This window comes from Micrococcus sp. MS-ASIII-49 (assembly GCF_000946635.1).
In the GTDB taxonomy this organism is placed as follows: Bacteria; Actinomycetota; Actinomycetes; order Actinomycetales; family Micrococcaceae; genus Micrococcus; species Micrococcus luteus.
In genome coordinates this window covers 52,483-70,160 of the sequence record NZ_JXSP01000017.1, presented here as the reverse complement: position 1 = coordinate 70,160, position 17,678 = coordinate 52,483, and the positions used below count along the sequence as shown (strand labels likewise).

Genomic DNA, 17,678 nt, shown 5'->3' with positions numbered 1-17,678 from the left:
GACCTGTGGTGGCACGACGTCGTGGACCGCCAGCCGGACACCCACACCCCGCGCGCCTTCGACGCGGAGCACCCGCTGTTCATCATGTACACCTCCGGCACCACGGGACAGCCCAAGGGGCTCGTGCACACCTCCGGCGGGTACCTCGCCGCGGCCTCGTGGACACACGACTTCCTGTTCTCCCACCCGGACCCGGCACGGCGCGACGACGACGTCCACTGGTGCACCGCGGACCTGGCCTGGGTCACCGCGCACACCTACGAGATCTACGGTCCGCTCTCGAACGGGGTCACGCAGGTGATCTACGAGGGCGTGCCGAACGCCCCGCACCCGGGCCGGCACTTCGAGGTGATCGAGCGCTACCGGGTGACGAGCTACTACACGGCGCCCACCCTGATCCGCTCGCTCAAGGGCTGGCATCCGGACGGGATCCCGGCGCACGCGGACGGCGGCCCGGACCTGTCCTCGATCCGCCTGATCGGCACCGTGGGCGAGTCCGTGAACCCGGAGGCCTGGACGTGGGCGCGGACCCAGATCGGCCGGGACACCCCGGACCTGCCGATGGTGGACACGTGGTGGCAGTCCGAGACGGGCGCCACCGTGCTCTCCCCCCGCCCCACGGACACGGCCTTCAAGCCGGGCTGCGGCTCCCGGCCCCTGCCGGGGGTGGACGTGGCCGTGGTCGACGACGACGGCACCCCCACGCCCGAGGGCCTGCAGGGTCGGATCGTGGTCACCCGCACCTCGCCGTCGATGGCCCGGACCGTGTGGCAGAACCCGGCCCGCTACTTCCACTCGTACTGGGAGGACTACGCGGACCAGGGCGAGGCGGGCTGGTTCCTCGCCGGCGACGGCGCCAAGCGGGACGAGGACGGCGACGTCTGGATCCTCGGGCGCGTGGACGACGTCATCAACATCTCCGGGCACCGGCTGAGCACCATCGAGATCGAGTCCGCCCTCGTGGCGCACCCGGAGGTGATCGAGGCGGGGGTGTGCCCCGTGCCGCACGAGACCACCGGGCACGCGGCCGTCGCCTTCGTGGTGGCGCACGAGAGCTGGCTGGCCGGCGACGACGGCCCCGGCGCCTCCGCCGCCGACCGTGCCGAGGAGCTGCGGCGGCATGTGGGGCGGGTGATCGGGCCGGTGGCCAAGCCCGCCGAGGTGGTCTTCGTCCCCGACGTGCCCAAGACCCGTTCGGGCAAGATCATGCGGCGGCTGCTGACGCAGCTGCACCAGGGCACCGCGCTCGGAGACACCACGAGCCTGCAGAACGAGCCGTGCGTCGGGCAGATCGCCGAGGTGCTCCGGGCCGGCCGCCGCGCTCAGGACGCCGGCCCCGGCGCCGTCCGCAGCGCCAGCTCGGCCAGCACCTGAGCGGCCCGCGGCACCACGGCGTCGTCGAACACGGCCTGCGGGGAGTGGTTGACCGGGGCCTCGTCCGGGTCCATGCCCTCCGGGACCGCCCCGAGCAGGACGTAGGCGCCGGGCACCCGCTGGAGGACCTCGGAGAAGTCCTCGCTGCCGGGCTCGGGCTCGGGCAGCTCCCGGTAGGCGTCGGCCCCGTAGAGGTCCTCCACGACCCCGCGGACGAAGGCCACCGCGTCCGGATCGTTGGCCGTCACCGGGAACGCGCAGTCCGTCCGGACCTGCGCGCTCATGCCGTGCGCCGCGGCGATCCCATGCACCAGGCGCTCCACGGCCGAGAGCAGCCGGGCGCGGGCGTCCGCGGAGAAGGTCCGCAGGGTGAGGGCGAGGGTGGCGCTGTCCGGGATGATGTTGGCCGCCGTGCCCGCGCTCAGGTGCCCGACGGTCGCGACCACCGGGTCGAAGGCGTCGAACTGCCGGGTGACCACGGACTGCAGCGCCAGCACCATCTCGGCGGCCACGGGCACCGGATCCTGGGCCAGGTGCGGCACCGAGCCGTGCCCGCCTCGACCGTGCACCGTCACCACCAGGTCGTCGCAGCCGGCCTGGATCGCCCCCGGGCGGCTGAGCAGGACGCCGCGCGGGTACGTGCCCGAGGAGACATGGATCGCGTAGGCGGCGTCCACCGGTCGCCCGGCCGCCTCCAGCAGCCCCTCCTGGATCATGTGCAGGGCGCCGCCGCCGGTCTCCTCCCCGGGCTGGAACATGGCCACCACGTCGGCGGTGAGCTCCCCGCGACGGCGCACCAGCCACGCCAGCGCGCCGTAGAGGCCGGCGGTGTGCAGGTCGTGGCCGCAGGCGTGCATGGTGCCCGGCACGGCGGGGGCGTACTCCAGCCCGGTCTCCTCCGTGACGGGCAGGGCGTCCATGTCCCCCCGCAGCAGCACGACCGGCCGCCGGGCCCCCTCCGGCAGCGGGGCCCCGCCGCGCAACACCACGACGACGGAGCTCAGCGCCCGGCCCACGCTCGTCTCCAGCGCGGGGCGACCGGTGGCGGCATCCTCCCCCGCCTCAGCGCGCAGGGCCTCGAGCCGCTCGAGGACGGCGGCCTGGGTGCGGGGCAGGTGCAGGTCCAGCTCCGGATGTCCGTGGAGGAGGCGGCGGAAGGCGATCGCCTCCCGGGCGATGTCCTCCGGCAGGTCCGGGGCGAGGGCGTTCGCGGGCGGGGTGGGGGCGGTGCGGTCCATCAGGACATCATGCCGTGGCGGCCCGCCAGCCCACCCGGATCGCGCAGCGGGTCAGCCGGCCAGCTCCTGCAGCTCGGCCAGGTCGAAGACGTCCTCCTTGGCGGGGGCCTCGGGCGCCTCGACCGCGTTCCACTCGGTGAAGGTGGCGTTCGCGGCGGGCCGGAGGCGCAGCCGCGGCTGTGCCGAACCTGTGCGGGTCAGCCGCCGGTGGCGCCGTCCTCGAAGATCTGCCCCACCGGGGTCTGCTTCTCCGCCTGGAACACATCCTCGGCACGGCCGTAGGCCCAGTACGCGCTCACCGACAGCTGCCGCCGGTCCACGCCGCGCACGTCCGTGAGGTACGCCCGGACGCGCTTGACCTGCTCCCGCTCGCCGTGCACGAACGCGTGCACCCGTCCGTCCCGCCACCCCGCGTCCTCGACGGCGGCGGCGAACCGCGTCGTCTCCGGGGTGAAGGGGCCGCCGCGGTGCAGCCAGCGCACCTCGACGCCGGCCGGCGCGGTCAGGGGCACCTCGTCGCTTGCGTCGGTCACCTCGATCAACGCGACACCGGCCGCCGCGGCGTCCGTGGCGGCCAGGTCCTCGAGGGCGGCGGCGATCGCCGGCAGCGCGGCCTCATCGCCCGCGAGCAGGTGCCAGTCGGCGGTGGGGTCGGGTCGGTAGGCGCCGCCGGGGCCCAGGAACGCGACCTGCTGCCCCACGGGCTCGGAGGCCGCCCACGCCCCGGCCAGGCCGCCGTCGTGCCCGGGGGCGGCGCCGTCGTCGGACGCGCCGTGGACCACGAAGTCGACGTCCATGGTGCGGGCGGCCGCGTCCATGCGGCGCACCGTGTAGGTGCGGCGGACCGGCAGCTGCTCCGGGGCGAGGCGCTCGCGGAGGGCGTCCAGGTCGTACGGGGGCTCGAGGCCGAGCGCGGGGTCGGCGAAGAGCAGCTTCACGTACTGGTCCGTGGCGCCCTTCTCCGCCCAGCGGGCGTGGACGGCGTCGAACTGCTCGCCGCCGAGGGTCAGGCGCACGAGGTGCGGGGTGAGCCGGCGGGCGGCCACCACGGTGAGGACGGTCTGGGGCCGGGCCATGCGGGCCTCCTGGGATCGGGGCGGGGTCTGCGCCGGCGCGCGTCCCCCACTTTCCCACGACGAGGCGGATTAGCGCACGTCAGCGTGATGTTTTCCGCGGCCTCGGGGTCGGCGGAACCGGGCCCCCCGGTGGTCCTCCGGCAGCAGCGGTCCCGCGCCGGCCGGGGCCGGGGTGGCGCGGCGCGCCCCTAGGCTGTGGGCGTGCGTCTCGTCCTGCTCGTCCTGCTCTCGCTGCTGAGCCAGCAGCTCGGCGCGTCCGTGGCGGGCCTGCTGTTCGACGACGTCGGCGCGTCCGCCATGGTCGCCCTGCGCGTGGTGTTCTCCGCGGCCGTGCTGCTGCTCGTCACCCGGCCGAGCCGCGCCGCCCTCGCCGGCCTGGGCCCCCGGGGGTGGGCCGCCGTCGTCGGGCTGGGCGCGGCCATGACCGGCATGAACCTGGCCATCTACGAGGCGTTCGCGCGGATCCCGCAGGGCGTGGCCGTGACGTTCGAGGTGCTCGGGCCGCTGGCGCTGTCCGTGGCGGCGCGGCCGTCGTGGCGATCGGCGGCGTGGGCGGCCCTCGCGCTCGCCGGGATCGGGGTGCTCGGCCGGGAGGGGTTCAGCGCGGACGGCGGGATCGGCGGGGCGGGGCTGGACCCGGTGGGGGTGGCGCTCGCGCTGGCCGCGGCGGCGTGCTGGGCGGGGTACATCCTGCTCTCGCGGCGCGCGGGGACCCACCTGCCGGGGGTGCAGGGGCTGGCCCTGGCGACGGCGGCCGGGTCCCTCGTGGCGCTGCCGGTCGGCGTCGCGACGGCGGGGGCGGCCCTGCTCTCCCCCGTGGTGCTGGGCGTGGGGCTGGCCGTGGCGTTGCTGTCCACAGCGGTGCCGTACGGGATCGACCTGCAGGTGCTGCGCCGCATGCCGACCGCGCTGTTCTCCCTGCTGACGTGCCTCTCGCCGATCGCGGCGGCGCTGACGGCGTGGGCCGTGCGCGGGCAGGAGCTCACCCCGCTGGACCTGGCGGGGATGCTGCTGGTGATCGCGGCGTGCGCGGCCGCCGTCTGGACGGGCCGATCACCGGGTGTGGCGGGCAGGGGCTGAGGCTAGCCTGTGTCGATGCCCCACCCGTCCCGTCCCGCCCCCGACGACGTCCCCGCCGCCGAGCGCGCCGCCCTGCGCCGTGGCCGGCTGCGTCCGTGGCTGCCGTTCCTGCTCGCGGCCGTGCTGTGCCTGGCGCTGCTGGGGTGGGCCCTCGTCGCCCTGCCAGGCCTGCCGGAGCGCGTGCCCACGCACTGGGGCGTCGACGGGCGACCGGATGCGTGGGAGGACACCTCGTTCGGCACGGTGGCGGTGGGGCCGCTGATCGGCCTCGGCGTGACGGGGTTCCTGGCCCTGGTCTCCGCGATGGTCACCGCCCTCGTCCCCACGGATCCGGCGCTGTCCCCGTGGCGGCGCGTGCGCCAGGCGGGGGTGCACCGCGGGGTCCAGGAAAGCCTCGGGTGGTCGTGCGTGCTCATCGTGCTGGTGCTGGCCCCGATGACGGCCGAGGTGCTCGCCGCCGGGGCGTGGACGATGCCGTGGTGGATCCTGCCCCTCACGCTGACCGTGCTCATGGTGGGCATCTTCCCGGCGATGCGGGCCAGCACGCGGCGGTGGACGCGCTGGTCGGACCGCGTCGCGGCGGAGCTCGGGCACCGGCCCACGGCCGCGGAACGCGCCGAGGACGAGGTGTGGACGCCCCTGGGGCTCAAGCGCGACCCCGAGGACCCGGCCGTCTTCCCCGCCAAACGCCCCGGCTACGGCGTGGGCGTGACGATCAACCTCGCCACGCCGGTGGGCCGGTGGCTGGTGCGCGGATTCGTGGCGGTGTTCATCATCGGCCTGCCGCTGGCGCTCTGGCTCGGCGCGTTCGCCGCGCGGTGAGGCGGACCGTGCCCGACGACGTCGCCGTCCGCCTGCTCCTGATCGCCGACACCCACATCCCGCGGCGTGCCCGCGCCCTGCCCGCGCAGGTGTGGGCCGGGGTGGCGCGGGCCGACGTCGTGCTCCACGCCGGCGACTGGGTGACCTAGGACGTGCTCGACGACCTCGACGCACGGGCCGCCCGGCTGGTGGGCGTGTGGGGCAACAACGACGGGCCGGGGCTGCGGGCGCGGCTGCCCGAGGTGGCGCGCGTGGAGATCGGCGGGGTGCGGATCGCGATGGTCCACGAGACGGGCCCGGCGGCCGGCCGCGAGCGCCGCATGGCCGCGGCGTTCCCGGACGCGGACGTGCTGGTGTTCGGGCACAGCCACATCCCGTGGGACACCGTGGCCGGCCCGGAGACCGCGAACCCGGGCCTGCGGCTGCTCAACCCCGGCTCCTGCACGGACCGGCGACGGCAGCCGGTGTGCACGCTGATGCGCGCGGTGGTGCGGGGCGGGCGGCTCGAGGACGTGGAGCTGGTGTCCGTGGACCGCACGCCGTGACCGACGGGCCGGCCGCTCCCCCCTGCAACGCTGGTTGAGTTATCACGGGTCCAGGCGGCTTGCACCCGTGATAACTCAACCCGCGTCGCGCCGGTGCCACCATGACCGGCGGGTCGGCCGCTCCTGCACAGCCACCACGACGACGGCGGCCCTCCCCAGGGCGCGTCGGTCCGGTCCGTCGCAGGGCCCGGGGGCGGCAGGCTCACCCCATGACCGCGCGCACGCCCCTGCCGTCCACCCTCGCCGCGGGCGCCTTCACGACGGCCGAGCTGCACGCCGCCGGCCTGCCGTGGCGCCGCACCCTCGCGGCAGACCTCGCCCGGATCTGCCGCGGCGTGCACACCGCGGGCATCCCCGACCCGTGCGCCCCGGACGGCGCGGCCGCGCTGGTCCGCCTCACGGGCGGGGTGGTCTCCCACGTCTCTGCCGCCCTCTGGCACGGACTGCCGCTGCCGCCCCGCCTCACGCGGCCAGCCGGACTGCACCTGACCTTCGACCGGTCCGCGCGCACGCACCGGACCGACCTGGGCGGCGTCGTCAGCCACCGGGTGCGACTGCCCTCCGACCACGTGCTCGAGCTTCCCGACGGCCAGCGCGTCACGACGGCGGCGCGCACCTGGTTCGACCTCGCCGGGATGCTCCGCCCCCACGAGGTGGACTGGCTCATCGCGGCCGGCGACCACCTGGTGTGTCCGCCGTGGACGCCGACGGGCCGGGCGCACCCCGTGGCCACCGTGCCCGGGCTGTCGGAGGTGCTCGCCCGCTGCCGTGGCCGGCCGGGTGTCCGTCTCGCACGTGCCGCGCTGGCCGAGGTGCGCGTCGGGGCCGACTCCCCGCCCGAGACCTTCCTCCGGCTCGCGCTGATCCGGGCCGGGCTGCCGGAGCCGGAGCTGCAGGTCGCCGTCGACCCGGCCGACCCGGCCTCGCCCGTCGTGGACCTCGGGTACCGGGGGGCGCGCCTGGCCCTCCAGTACGACGGCGCCGGCCACCGCACGGCTCAGCAGCAGGCGAGGGACGCCCGTCGGGACGCGTACTGCCTCGAGCGGGAATGGACGACCCTGCGCTGCACCTGGGAGGACCAGCGCGCTGGGTTCGGGCGGATCGTGGGGCTGGTCCGGCGTCGGCTCGCCCGCACGCGCTGATCCGCCCCCGCGGCCAACACGGGTTGAGTTGTCACGGGTCCCGTCCAACGCGGGTTGAGTTGTCACGGGTCCAGGCCCGCGTAACCGGTGATAACTCAACCCGCGTTGCACGGCACCGGCCTGCGCCGCGTGACGCTCTGCGACGTGCCCACCCTGCCCCCGGCGCACCTCGCCCGGGACAATGGGAGGGACTGTCCCGAAGCCTCCATCGAAAGGACCCCCGTGGCTGACCACGAGTTCGGCTTCCGCACCCAGGCGCTGCACGCGGGCGCCGTCCCGGACGCCGTCCACGGCTCCCGCGCGGTGCCGATCCACCAGACCAGCTCCTTCGTGTTCGAGTCCGCCGAAGACGCCGCCAACCTCTTCGCGCTGCAGAAGTACGGCAACATCTACTCGCGGATCGGCAACCCCACGGTCGCCGCGTTCGAGGAGCGGGTCGCCACGCTCGAGGGCGGGATCGGGGCCGTCGCGACGGCGTCCGGCATGGCCGCCGAGTTCGTCACCTTCGCGGCCCTCGCCGCGGCCGGCGACCACATCGTGGCGTCCTCCAAGCTGTACGGCGGCACGATCACCCAGCTGGACGTCTCCCTGCGCCGGTTCGGCGTCGAGACCACGTTCGTGGACTCCGCCGAGGCCGCGGACTTCGAGGCCGCCCTCCAGCCCAACACCAAGACCGTCTACACGGAGATCGTCGCCAACCCCTCCGGTGACGTCGTGGACCTGCCCGGCCTGGCCGACGTCGCCCACCGGCACGGCGTGCCGCTCGTCGTGGACGCGACCCTCACCCCGCCCTACCTGATCCGGCCGATCGAGCACGGGGCGGACATCGTCATCCATTCGGCCACGAAGTTCCTCGGCGGGCAGGGCACCACGCTCGGCGGCGTCGTGGTGGAGTCCGGCCGCTTCCCGTGGGACAACGGCAAGTTCCCGTCGATGACCGAGCCCGTGCCGTCGTACGGCGGCGTCTCCTGGTGGGGCAACTTCGGCGAGTACGGTTTCCTCACCAAGCTCCGCTCGGAGCAGCTGCGCGACTTCGGCCCGTCGCTGGCCCCGCAGTCGGCGTTCCAGCTGCTGCTCGGCGTCGAGACGCTGGCCCCGCGCATGGACGCCCACCTGGCGAATGCGCAGGCCGTGGCGCAGTGGCTGGACGAGGACCCACGCGTCTCCTGGGTCCGCTACGCCGGCCTGCCCGACCACCCGCACCACGCCCGCGCGCAGCAGCTGCTGCCCCGGGGCGTCGGCTCGGTGTTCAGCTTCGGCGTGGCCCCGGCAGCCACGGACACCGACGACGGCGCCTCCGGCCCGGAGGCCGGGCGCGCGACGGCGTCGCGCTTCATCTCCGCGCTGCAGCTGGCCTCCCACCTGGCCAACATCGGCGACGCGAAGACGCTGGTGCTGCACCCCGCCACGACGACCCATCAGCAGCTCACCGCCGAGCAGCTCGTGGCCGCGGGCATCCCGGCGGACCTGATCCGCATCTCGGTGGGCATCGAGGACCTCGAGGACATCCTCTGGGATCTGGACCAGGCCCTGACCGAGGCCACCGGCCGTACCCGCGACGGCGCCGTCGTCCCCGCAGAGCAGGAGGCCTGAGCCATGAGCACCACCCACCCCGAGCGGACCTGGACCGGCCCCGGCGCCCCCGAGCGCCTGGCGATCCTGCGGCGCACCCGCTCGATCGCGATCGTCGGCGCCTCGGACAAGCCGGCCCGTGCGTCGTACTTCGTGGCCACGTACCTGCTGAGCTCGACCACGTACGACGTCTACTTCGTGAATCCCGTGCTCGCCGCGGCCGGCAAGGAGATCCTCGGCCACCGCGTGTACGCCTCGCTGGACGACCTGCCCGTCATCCCGGACCTCGTGGAGGTGTTCCGCAAGTCCTCCGACGCCCCCGAGGTGGTCGCGGACGCCGCCCGCGTGGGCGCCCGGACCGTGTGGCTGCAGCTGGGCATCTGGAACGAGGACGCCGCGCGTCAGGCCGAGGCCGCGGGCCTGGAGATCGTGATGGACCGCTGCGTGAAGATCGAGCACGCCCGCTTCCACGGCGGGCTCAACCTCGCCGGCTTCGTCACCGGCGTGATCAGCTCGCGGCGCCAGGAACTGGACCGCTAGGTGGACGACGCCCCGTGTCGGGCGTCGTCCGGCCCTCGTTGCGCACCCGCCCGTCGATGGCGTGGGATGGTCCCATGACCTCCGAGCTCCCCTCCTCGTCCCTCTCCCCCGCCTGGACCGGCCGCACCGACGGCGACACCCCCGAGCACCTGCGCTGGCACCAGGTCGTCCGCCCCGCCGACGGGCGCGGCGAGCCCACGACGACGCAGCGCGACCCCGGTGCCGGTGCTCCGACGTCGGGCGCGCGGTCCACGGCGCTCATCGGCTTCGCCTCGGACGAGGGCGTGCGCCGCAACCACGGCCGCGTGGGCGCCGAGGACGGCCCGGAGGCGCTGCGCGGTGCGCTCGCCTCGCTCGCGTACCTCGAGGGCACGGGCGCGCTCGTGGACGCGGGCGACGTGTCCGTGGACCGCGGCGACGACGACGCCCCGGGCGAACTCGAGGCGGGCCAGGCCGAGCTGGGCACAGTGGTCAGCGGGCTGCTGAACGCCCACGACCTGGCCGTGGTGCTCGGCGGCGGACACGAGACCGCCTACGCCTCGATCACGGGCCTGACCGGCTCCACGCGCGTGGGCGCGGGCACGCGCGTGGGCATCCTCAACCTGGACGCGCACTTCGACCTGCGCGAGGCGCCGCGGCCCAGCTCCGGCACCCCGTTCCTGCAGGCGCTGCGGGACGCCGAGGGGGCGGAGCATCAGCTCTCCTACGCGGTGGTGGGCATCAGCGAGGCCAACAACACCCGGGCCCTGTTCGACACCGCGCGCGAACGCGGGGTCACGTGGGTGACCGACGAGCAGGCCCAGACCGCCGACGTCACCGGCGTCCGCCGCTGGGTGCGCTCGTTCATCAACGCGGTGGACGTGCTCTACCTGACGATCGACCTGGATGTGCTGCCGGCCGCCGTCGCCCCGGGGGTGAGCGCACCGGCCGGCTTCGGCGTGCCGTACGAGGTGATCCACGCGTGCGCGCTGGAGGCCACCCAGTCCGGGAAGCTGGCCCTGGCCGACGTCGTGGAGCTCAACCCCGCCCTGGACGTGGACGGCCGCACGGCGAAGGCCGCGGCCCGGCTGATCCACACGATCGTCAGCCGTCACCGGACGGACGCGTCGCTGCTGGCCTGAGCGGGCCGGGGTCCATTCGGGCGCGGGGGCCGCACGCGTCAGCGTCCCTCCGCCCACGGGGCCGGGGGCTCGGCGCTGCCGTGGGCCGCGCGTCGGGCGGCGTAGTCCAGCGCCGAGCGTGCCAGGAAGTCGTGCAGGGCCAGCACCCCGGCCCGGGCTCCTGCGGAGTCCCTCCGGGTCACCGCCTCCAGCGCCGGGACGTAGAACGCCCGGCCGCGTTCGACCTCGTCGGGCAGGCCCTTCGTGGTGGCGAGCCAGAACCGGCGGCACAACCCCTGGAGCGGGACCAGGGAATCGGCGAGATAGCGGTTGTTCGCGATCGTGCGCAGGAGTTCGTGCGAGCGCCCGACGGCAGCGACGTACGCCGCCAGGTCCTCCACCGTGCGCAGGTGCCGCACGTGGGCCGCGACGGCGGCCAGCTGCTCCTCGTCCGCCCGCGCGCAGGCCAGTCCCACGGCCAGCGCCTCGAGCGACCGCCGCACCTCCAGCCTCTCCAGCTGGTCGTCCACGGAGATCGGGGGCACCTGCAGTCCCCGTCCCCCACCGACCAGGAGCCAGTGGTCTCGGATGAGGCGCTGCACGGCCTCGCGCAGGGGCGTGCGCCCCGTCTCGGCGACGTCAATGAGGTCCGCCTCGCTGAGGATGGCGCCCGGTGGCAGCTCCCCGGTCTCGATCTTCTGCATCAGGCGGGCGTAGGCCTCCTCCGACTTGTTCATGGGCCCAGCGTAGGCAGTGATCTGCCCCCAATCCGCTTGATATATCCGGAATATGCGACATAGCGTGGCCCACACACTGTTACCGGCATCACATGGAGGACTCATGAAGTACCGCCGCAGCACGAGGCCAACCCCCTGCCCTTCTCCCCCTTCAAGAGCTCCACCGTGCCGCGGCCCATCGGCTGGCTGTCCTCCGTGAGCACGGACGGCCGGGAGAACATCGCCCCCTACAGCCAGTGGCAGAACCTCACCTTCGACCCGCCCATGGTGATGTTCTCCGCGAACCAGTACCCGGACGGACGCCGCAAGGACACCGTCCTCAACGCGGAGCAGACCGGCTGGTTCGTGTGGAACATGGCCACCTACGACCTGCGCGAGGCCGTCAACGTCTCCGCCATGGCCCTGAAGCCGGGCGAGAGCGAGTGGGACCGCATCGCCGAGCACGGCGTCACCAAGGTCTACGCGGACAACCACCCCATCCCGATGGTCGCCGAGTCCCCCGTGCGCTTCGAGTGCCGCTACCACTCGACGCACCGCATCAAGGGCGACTCGAACGTCGGCACCATCGACGTGGTCTTCGCCCACGTGGACACCATCCACATCGACGACGACGTCATCACCGCCGACGGCCGCATCGACATCCCGCGCATCCAGCCGATCGCCCGCCTGGGCTACTTCGACTACACCGTGGTGCGGGAGACCTTCGAGATGCGGGTGCCCGGCGCCGACGGCGATGCCCAGGCCGGCCTCGAGGGACGGGCATGAGCACCGCGGCCACCGGCGCGGCCCGGCCCGCTCCCGTGCCCCGGGCCCGCCCCCGGAGCCTGAAGGACATGCTGGCCGTGAACTTCGGCAACGCGCTGGAGTGGTACGACTGGAACGTCTACACGATCTTCGCCCCGGTCTTCGCGGCGCAGATCTTCCACGCGGACAACCCCACCTCCGAGCTGCTCGCCACCCTGGCCGTCTTCGCGGTGGGCTTCGTCGCCCGCCCCATCGGCGGCTACGTGTTCGGCGCCTACGCGGACCGGGTGGGCCGCAAGCGCAGCCTCTTCGCGGCGATGATGATCACCGCGCTCGGCAGCCTGATCATCGCCTTCACCCCCACCTACGGCACGGTGGGCGTCCTCGCCTCGGTGATCCTCGTCATCGCCCGCCTGCTGCAGGGCCTGGCGCACGGAGGCGAGATGGGCACCTCCGTGACCTACCTCGTGGAGCGGGCGCCGCAGGGCCGGCGCGGGCTGTTCGGGGCGACGTCGTGGGTGTCCGTGGTGGTGGGCACGATCCTGGCGACGCTCGTGGGCCTGGCCATCAACACGCTGCTCTCCCCCGAGCAGGTGGCGTCCTGGGGCTGGCGCGTGGCGTTCGGCATCGGCGGCGTGTTGGGCCTGTATGCGCTGTACCTGCGACGGAGCCTGACGGAGTCGGAGCACTTCACGGCGGCGCAGCAGGTGGTGCCCACCGCCGACGACGCTCCCCGCCGGGAGCCGGGTGCGGTGTGGCGCGGCCTGCTGACGATCTTCCTGGTCTCCGCGGGCGGCTCGCTGATGTTCTACACGTGGCTGATCTACCTGCCCACGCACGCGCAGGTGGCCCATCAGATGGACAAGTCCACCACCCTCTCGGCCTCGCTCGTGGCCCAAGTGATCTTCCTGGTCGCCATCCTCGGGGCGGGCCTGCTGGGCGACCGGGTCGGCCGCCGCCCGCTGGTCATCGCCTTCGGCCTGCTCTTCGTGGTGCTGCCGTTCCCGCTGTTCGGCATGCTGGACGGCACCTTCGCCTCGTTCCTGCTCGTGCAGACCATCGCCCTGCTGGCCGTGGCGCTGCTGTTCGGCGTCAACGGCGCCGTCTGGTCCGAGGTGCTGCCCACGGCGGTGCGCGCCAAGGGCGTGGCCACCATGCTCTCGCTGGCCACCGCGATCTTCGGCGGCACGGCACCGTACCTGATCACGTGGCTGACGGCGCAGGGATGGACCAGCGCGTTCCCGATCTACCTCATGGTGGTCGGCGGCCTCACCGGCCTGACCGGCCTGTTCATGAAGGAGACGAAGGACGTGGACCTGGCGGCCTGAGCCGGAAGGGTCGCCCACACACAGAGTGGTCACGACACGCCGTCTCGTGCAGACGCACGCGGCATGTCGTGACCACTCGGTGGCGTCTGACCACTCTGTGGCGTCAGTGCCCCTCGGCCTCGGCGCCCTCGGACTCCTCGGCCAGGTCCTGCGGCTCGGCGTCGGCGGAGACGCCCGCGAGCGCCTCCGCCACGGCGGCCAGCACGGACCCGTCGCGCAGGGCCTGCTCGGCGGCGGCCAGCTGCGGCGCCATGTACTGGTCCGGACCCGGACCGGGCACGCCGGCCTCGCGGATCACGCGGACGGCGGCACCGGTCGCGGCGGAGGGCTGCAGCGGGGCGCGCAGCTCGATCGCGCGGGCGGCGGCCACGAGCTCGACGGCGAGCACGCGGCGGAAGTTCTCCACGGCCGAGCGCAGCTTGCGGGCGGCGTGCCAGCCCATGGAGACGTGGTCCTCCTGCATCGCGGAGGACGGGATGGAGTCCACGGACGCGGGCACGGCCAGACGCTTCATGTCCGAGACGAGCCCGGCCTGCGTGTACTGGGCGATCATCATGCCGGAGTCCACGCCCGGGTCGTCCACGAGGAACGCGGGCAGCCCATGCGAGCGGGCCGGGTCCAGCATGCGGTCGGTGCGGCGCTCGGACATGCTGGCGACGTCGGCCACCGGGATGGCCAGGAAGTCCAGCACGTACGCCACGGGCGCCCCGTGGAAGTTGCCGTTCGAGCTCACCCGGCCGTCGTCGAGCACCACCGGGTTGTCCACGGTGGCGGCGAGCTCGCGCTCGGCCACGGTGCGCACGTACGCGAGGGTGTCGCGCAGGCCGCCGGCCACCTGCGGGGCGCAGCGCAGCGAGTAGGCGTCCTGCACGCGGGAGTCGCCCTCCTTGTGGCTGGCCACGATCGGCGAGCCCGCCAGGATCCTCAGCATCCGGTCGGCGGAGGTCGCCTGGCCCGGGTGGGGGCGCAGCGGCAGGTGCAGCTCCGGCACGAACACGCGGTCGGTGCCGAGCAGCGCCTCCACGGACATCGCGGCGGTGAGGTCCACGGTGTCGGCGAGCTCCTCGAGGTCGGCCAGCGCCATGATCAGCATGCCGAGCATGCCCTCGGTGCCGTTGACGAGGGCCAGGCCCTCCTTCTCGCGCAGCTCGACCGGCTCGATCCCGGCCTCGGCGAGCGCCTCGCCGGCCGGACGCAGCGCGCCGTCCGTCCCGACGACGTCGCCCTCGCCCATCAGCGCCAGGGCCACGTGGGAGAGCGGGGCGAGGTCGCCGGAGCAGCCCAGGGAGCCGAACTCGCGCACGGCGGGGGTGATGCCCGCGTTGAGCATGGCCACGAAGGTCTCGACCACCACGGGGCGCACGCCCGTGCGGCCGGAGGCCAGCGTGGTGGCGCGCAGGAACATCAGCGCGCGGACGACCTCACGCTCCACCACGGGGCCCATGCCGGCGGCGTGGGAGCGGATCAGGGACTTCTGCAGCTGCGCGCGGGACTCGAGCGGGATGTGCTTGTCCGCGAGCGCGCCGAAGCCGGTGGAGACGCCGTAGGTGGGGGTCTCGGCCTCGGCCAGCGCCTCGACGTGGCGGCGCACCGCGCCGACGGTCTCGAGCACGTCGTCGGCGAGCACCACGCGGGCGTCGTGGCGGGCCACGGCGACGACGTCGTCCAGGGTGGCCCCGGACGTGCCGAGCGTGACGGTGACGGGAGGGGTGGTCATGGTGATGCGTTCTCCTTGCTGTGGGTCGATCAGACGGCCCGACGGCCCGCGCGCCAGACCGCGTGGGTCAGCGGCATGCCGGGGCGGTAGGCCAGGTGGATGGCGGCGGGGGCGTCGAGCACGTGCAGGTCGGCGCGCTTGCCGACCTCGAGGCTGCCGACGCGGTCCTGCGCGCGCAGGCCGAGGGCCCCGCCGAGGGTGGCGGCGCGCACGGCTTCGGCGAGGGTCAGGTGCATCTGCAGCACGGCGGTGCCCACGTTGAAGTTCATGGACGTGGTGTAGCTGGTGCCCGGGTTGCAGTTCGAGGCCAGGGAGACCTCGATGCCGGCGTCGAGCAGACGACGCGCGGGCGCCAGCGGGGCGCGGGTGGACAGGTCGCACGCGGGCAGGCAGCCGGCCACGGTGCCGGGCGTCCCGGTGGCGGAGGCGCGGTCCCAGTCGGCCCAGGTGCCGGCCAGGGCCTCGACGTCCGCGTCGGAGAGGTGGTTGACGTGGTCCACGGAGGCGGCGCCGAACTCCACGGCCACGCCCACCCCCGGGCCCTGCTCGATCTGGTTGCCGTGCAGGCGCACGCCCAGGCCCGCCGCCACACCCGCGGCGAGCACGCGGCGGGTCTGCTCGGCGTCGAAGGCGCCGGTGTCGCAGAACACGTCCACCCAGCCCACGTGCTCCCGCACGGCCGCGAGCATCGGCCCGACGACGTCGTCCAGGTAGTCCTCCACGTCCCGGCCCGGGGGCACGAGGTGGGCGCCGAGGAAGGTCACCTCGTCCACGAGGCCCTCCTCGCGCAGCCCGGCCAGCAGGCGCGCGTGGCGCGCCTCCTCCTCCACGGTGAGCCCGTAGCCGGTCTTGGTCTCGAGGTAGGTGGTGCCGCCGGCCACCGCGTCGGCCACCCGGCCGCGGACCAGCTCGGCCAGGCGAGCGTCCGAGGCGGCGCGGGTGGCGGAGGTGGTCACGCCGATGCCGCCGGCCGCGTAGGACTCGCCGGCCATGCGGGCCTCGAACTCGGCGGAGCGGTCCCCGTCGAACACGAGATGCGTGTGGGAGTCCACCCAGCCGGGCAGCACGGCGCGGCCCTCGACGGACACCCGGTCGTCCGCCTCCGGGGCGTCCGCGGCGGGGCCGATCCAGGCGACGCGCTCGTCCTCGACGACGACGGCCGCGTCCGTGAGCACCCGCCCTTCGGGGTCGACGGTGGTCAGCTCGGCGATGTCGGTGATGAGCGTGGAGCGCATGGGGGCCTCTCTGCGGGACGGACGGGGGAGGTGGGGCGGTGGGGTGGGCCTCAGGCGAGCGCGGCCACCAGGTGGGCCAGCGGCGTGGCCAGCACGATGGTGAGCGCCACGCGCTCGACCCAGATCACCAGGAGGTGCCACATCTTCACGGGGATGTCCGTGGCCAGGATGGCAGGAACCACCGCGGAGAAGAAGATGATCGCGGAGACGCAGACGACGCCGATCACGAACCGGGCGACGAGGTCCTCGTGGCCGGCCGCCATCGTGGCCGGGATGAACATCTCGGCGATCGAGGTGGCAGAGGCCGAGGCCAGCAGGCCGGGGTCGGAGTAGCCGAACGCCCAGAACAGCGGGTAGAAGATCACGCCGATCCACTCGAACACGGGCGTGTACGTGGCCAGGACCAGGGCGATCAGGCCCACGGACATGATGGAGGGCAGGATCTGGAGCACTATCACGAGGCCGTCCCGGAAGTTGACCCAGATGTTCTTCGGCAGGGACGGGGCCTCGGCAAGGGTCTGCTCGGCGGCGCGACGGGCCACGCGGAAGCGGTCCCGGGTGACGGCCTGCTCGGGCGAGTGCACCACGCCGGGGTACACCTCGTCCGGGATGCGGCTCAGCGGCGGGATGCGCACGGTGATGGCCGTGACCACGAACGTCACCAGGAGGGTGCCGAAGAAGTACCAGAGCCAGATGTCCATCAGGCCCAGCGTCTTGGCGACGATCACCATGAAGGTCGCGGACACCGTGGAGAAGCCGGCGGCGATGATCGCCGCCTCGCGGGCCGTGTAGCGGCCGCCGGTGTACATGCGGTTCGTCAGCAGCAGGCCCAGGGCGTAGGAGCCCACGAAGGACGCGACGGCGTCGACGGCGGCGCGGCCGGGCACGCGCCAGATCGGCCGCATGGCCGGGCGCAGGTAGACGCCCACGAACTCCATGAGGCCGTAGCCGATCACGAGGGCCAGGAAGACGCCGCCGATGGGCACGATCAGGCCCACGGGCACCACGAGCTTGTCCATCAGGAACGGGCCGATGCTCTCGTCCAGGATCCAGCTCGGGCCCACGCCGAACACGACCATCGCCGAGGCGACCAGGCCGAGCACCGCGAGGAAGGCGAAGACCGTCCGGGTGGTGCTGGTGCGCCAGCGGCCCGAGGCGAACGGGTACACGGCGCCGGCGGTGATGATGGCCAGGCCCACCCAGCGGTCGGCCGGGCCGAGCAGCCCGCGCACCCAGGTCACCAGGTGGTCCAGCGGGATGGAGCTCGCCCCGTTGATCGTGACGGGCACGAAGAACATGACGATGCCGATCGCCGAGTAGACGATCATGCGCCAGCGCGCCGGCGGGCGGGGCGCGTCGGCCTCGATCGCGGCCATCGCGGTGGTGTCGGTGTGCAGCTCGTGGTCTGCGGGGCGGGACGAGTCCATC

Annotated in this window: 15 protein-coding genes and 1 pseudogene; 10 read left to right on the top strand and 6 right to left on the bottom strand. The window is 74.0% G+C overall.

Features of this window, described 5'->3' with window-relative positions; translation table 11 throughout:
* Positions 1 to 1,374 (top strand): AMP-binding protein (locus SJ20_RS01380; protein WP_044658671.1); only part of this gene is annotated, 1,374 nt, incomplete at its 5' end.
* Here the strand turns inward: SJ20_RS01380 and SJ20_RS01375 are convergent.
* Together SJ20_RS01375 and SJ20_RS01370 are read right to left on the bottom strand one after the other, a co-directional pair.
* Positions 1,323 to 2,612 carry a M20 family metallopeptidase gene (locus SJ20_RS01375; RefSeq protein WP_044658670.1) on the bottom strand — a complete coding sequence of 430 codons (1,290 nt, stop codon included), beginning with the start codon at positions 2,610 to 2,612 and terminating at the stop codon, positions 1,323 to 1,325. The genes SJ20_RS01380 and SJ20_RS01375 overlap by 52 nt on opposite strands.
* Positions 2,613 to 2,809: 197 nt before the next feature.
* Positions 2,810 to 3,688, bottom strand: coding sequence for a siderophore-interacting protein (locus SJ20_RS01370; RefSeq protein WP_041104453.1), 879 nt, complete (start codon positions 3,686 to 3,688; stop codon positions 2,810 to 2,812).
* A 201-nt stretch (positions 3,689 to 3,889) separates the two neighbouring features.
* Between SJ20_RS01370 and SJ20_RS01365 the strand changes: the two genes are divergently transcribed.
* From SJ20_RS01365 to hutG, 7 genes and pseudogenes are all read left to right on the top strand, one after another.
* Positions 3,890 to 4,768, top strand: coding sequence for a DMT family transporter (locus tag SJ20_RS01365; protein WP_041104451.1), 879 nt, complete (start codon positions 3,890 to 3,892; stop codon positions 4,766 to 4,768).
* A gap of 15 nt (positions 4,769 to 4,783) precedes the next feature.
* The gene (locus SJ20_RS01360) at positions 4,784 to 5,590 is read left to right on the top strand and encodes a DUF1648 domain-containing protein (RefSeq protein WP_041104449.1); all 807 of its coding nucleotides are present in this window, start codon (positions 4,784 to 4,786) and stop codon (positions 5,588 to 5,590) included.
* Positions 5,591 to 5,598: 8 nt separating this feature from the next.
* Positions 5,599 to 6,135 (top strand): annotated as a pseudogene (locus SJ20_RS01355) (metallophosphoesterase).
* Between the two features lie 209 nt (positions 6,136 to 6,344).
* Complete coding sequence (locus SJ20_RS01350) at positions 6,345 to 7,277, top strand: hypothetical protein (RefSeq protein ID WP_020624950.1); 933 nt, start codon at positions 6,345 to 6,347, stop codon at positions 7,275 to 7,277.
* Between the two features lie 222 nt (positions 7,278 to 7,499).
* Entirely contained in the window at positions 7,500 to 8,870 is a 1,371-nt protein-coding gene (locus SJ20_RS01345; RefSeq protein ID WP_044658669.1) for an O-acetylhomoserine aminocarboxypropyltransferase/cysteine synthase family protein, read from the top strand.
* 3 nt (positions 8,871 to 8,873) lie between these two features.
* Complete coding sequence (locus tag SJ20_RS01340) at positions 8,874 to 9,389, top strand: CoA-binding protein (RefSeq protein ID WP_044658668.1); 516 nt, start codon at positions 8,874 to 8,876, stop codon at positions 9,387 to 9,389.
* Positions 9,390 to 9,463: 74 nt separating this feature from the next.
* Positions 9,464 to 10,510: a formimidoylglutamase gene (gene hutG, locus SJ20_RS01335; protein WP_044658667.1), complete on the top strand. Its 1,047-nt coding sequence runs from the start codon at positions 9,464 to 9,466 to the stop codon at positions 10,508 to 10,510.
* A gap of 38 nt (positions 10,511 to 10,548) precedes the next feature.
* Here hutG and SJ20_RS01330 read toward each other — a convergent pair whose 3' ends face one another.
* A complete protein-coding gene (locus SJ20_RS01330) occupies positions 10,549 to 11,226 on the bottom strand; it encodes a GntR family transcriptional regulator (protein WP_044658666.1) in 678 nt (225 codons plus the stop codon).
* Between the two features lie 165 nt (positions 11,227 to 11,391).
* Between SJ20_RS01330 and SJ20_RS01325 the strand changes: the two genes are divergently transcribed.
* On the top strand, positions 11,392 to 11,991 hold the full coding sequence (locus SJ20_RS01325) for a flavin reductase family protein (protein ID WP_230297363.1): 600 nt from the start codon (positions 11,392 to 11,394) through the stop codon (positions 11,989 to 11,991).
* On the top strand, positions 11,988 to 13,298 hold the full coding sequence (locus SJ20_RS01320; protein WP_044658664.1) for an MFS transporter: 1,311 nt from the start codon (positions 11,988 to 11,990) through the stop codon (positions 13,296 to 13,298). The genes SJ20_RS01325 and SJ20_RS01320 overlap by 4 nt, the downstream gene beginning before the upstream one ends.
* A 103-nt stretch (positions 13,299 to 13,401) precedes the next feature.
* On the opposite strand, the gene hutH is transcribed toward SJ20_RS01320, so the two are convergent.
* From hutH to SJ20_RS01305, 3 genes are read right to left on the bottom strand one after another with little or no spacing between them, the layout of a single operon-like run.
* The gene (gene hutH / locus SJ20_RS01315) at positions 13,402 to 15,015 is read right to left on the bottom strand and encodes a histidine ammonia-lyase (RefSeq protein ID WP_044658663.1); all 1,614 of its coding nucleotides are present in this window, start codon (positions 15,013 to 15,015) and stop codon (positions 13,402 to 13,404) included.
* A gap of 29 nt (positions 15,016 to 15,044) precedes the next feature.
* A complete protein-coding gene (hutI, locus tag SJ20_RS01310; RefSeq protein WP_044658662.1) occupies positions 15,045 to 16,250 on the bottom strand; it encodes an imidazolonepropionase in 1,206 nt (401 codons plus the stop codon).
* 50 nt (positions 16,251 to 16,300) lie between these two features.
* Positions 16,301 to 17,677 (bottom strand): YjiH family protein, encoded by a 1,377-nt coding sequence (locus SJ20_RS01305; protein WP_082067556.1) that lies wholly within the window; start codon positions 17,675 to 17,677, stop codon positions 16,301 to 16,303.
* Position 17,678 lies beyond the last annotated feature (1 nt).

What these genes read in the sequence shown, in the direction of transcription:
- SJ20_RS01375 (WP_044658670.1), bottom strand. Translation starts at nt 2,612, where the DNA reads ATGGACCGCACCGCCCCCACCCCGCCCGCGAACGCCCTCGCCCCGGAC.
- SJ20_RS01370 (WP_041104453.1), bottom strand. Translation starts at nt 3,688, where the DNA reads ATGGCCCGGCCCCAGACCGTCCTCACCGTGGTGGCCGCCCGCCGGCTC.
- SJ20_RS01360 (WP_041104449.1), top strand. Translation starts at nt 4,784, where the DNA reads ATGCCCCACCCGTCCCGTCCCGCCCCCGACGACGTCCCCGCCGCCGAG.
- SJ20_RS01350 (WP_020624950.1), top strand. Translation starts at nt 6,345, where the DNA reads ATGACCGCGCGCACGCCCCTGCCGTCCACCCTCGCCGCGGGCGCCTTC.
- SJ20_RS01340 (WP_044658668.1), top strand. Translation starts at nt 8,874, where the DNA reads ATGAGCACCACCCACCCCGAGCGGACCTGGACCGGCCCCGGCGCCCCC.
- hutG (WP_044658667.1), top strand. Translation starts at nt 9,464, where the DNA reads ATGACCTCCGAGCTCCCCTCCTCGTCCCTCTCCCCCGCCTGGACCGGC.
- SJ20_RS01330 (WP_044658666.1), bottom strand. Translation starts at nt 11,226, where the DNA reads ATGAACAAGTCGGAGGAGGCCTACGCCCGCCTGATGCAGAAGATCGAG.
- SJ20_RS01320 (WP_044658664.1), top strand. Translation starts at nt 11,988, where the DNA reads ATGAGCACCGCGGCCACCGGCGCGGCCCGGCCCGCTCCCGTGCCCCGG.
- hutH (WP_044658663.1), bottom strand. Translation starts at nt 15,015, where the DNA reads ATGACCACCCCTCCCGTCACCGTCACGCTCGGCACGTCCGGGGCCACC.
- hutI (WP_044658662.1), bottom strand. Translation starts at nt 16,250, where the DNA reads ATGCGCTCCACGCTCATCACCGACATCGCCGAGCTGACCACCGTCGAC.
- SJ20_RS01305 (WP_082067556.1), bottom strand. Translation starts at nt 17,677, where the DNA reads ATGGACTCGTCCCGCCCCGCAGACCACGAGCTGCACACCGACACCACC.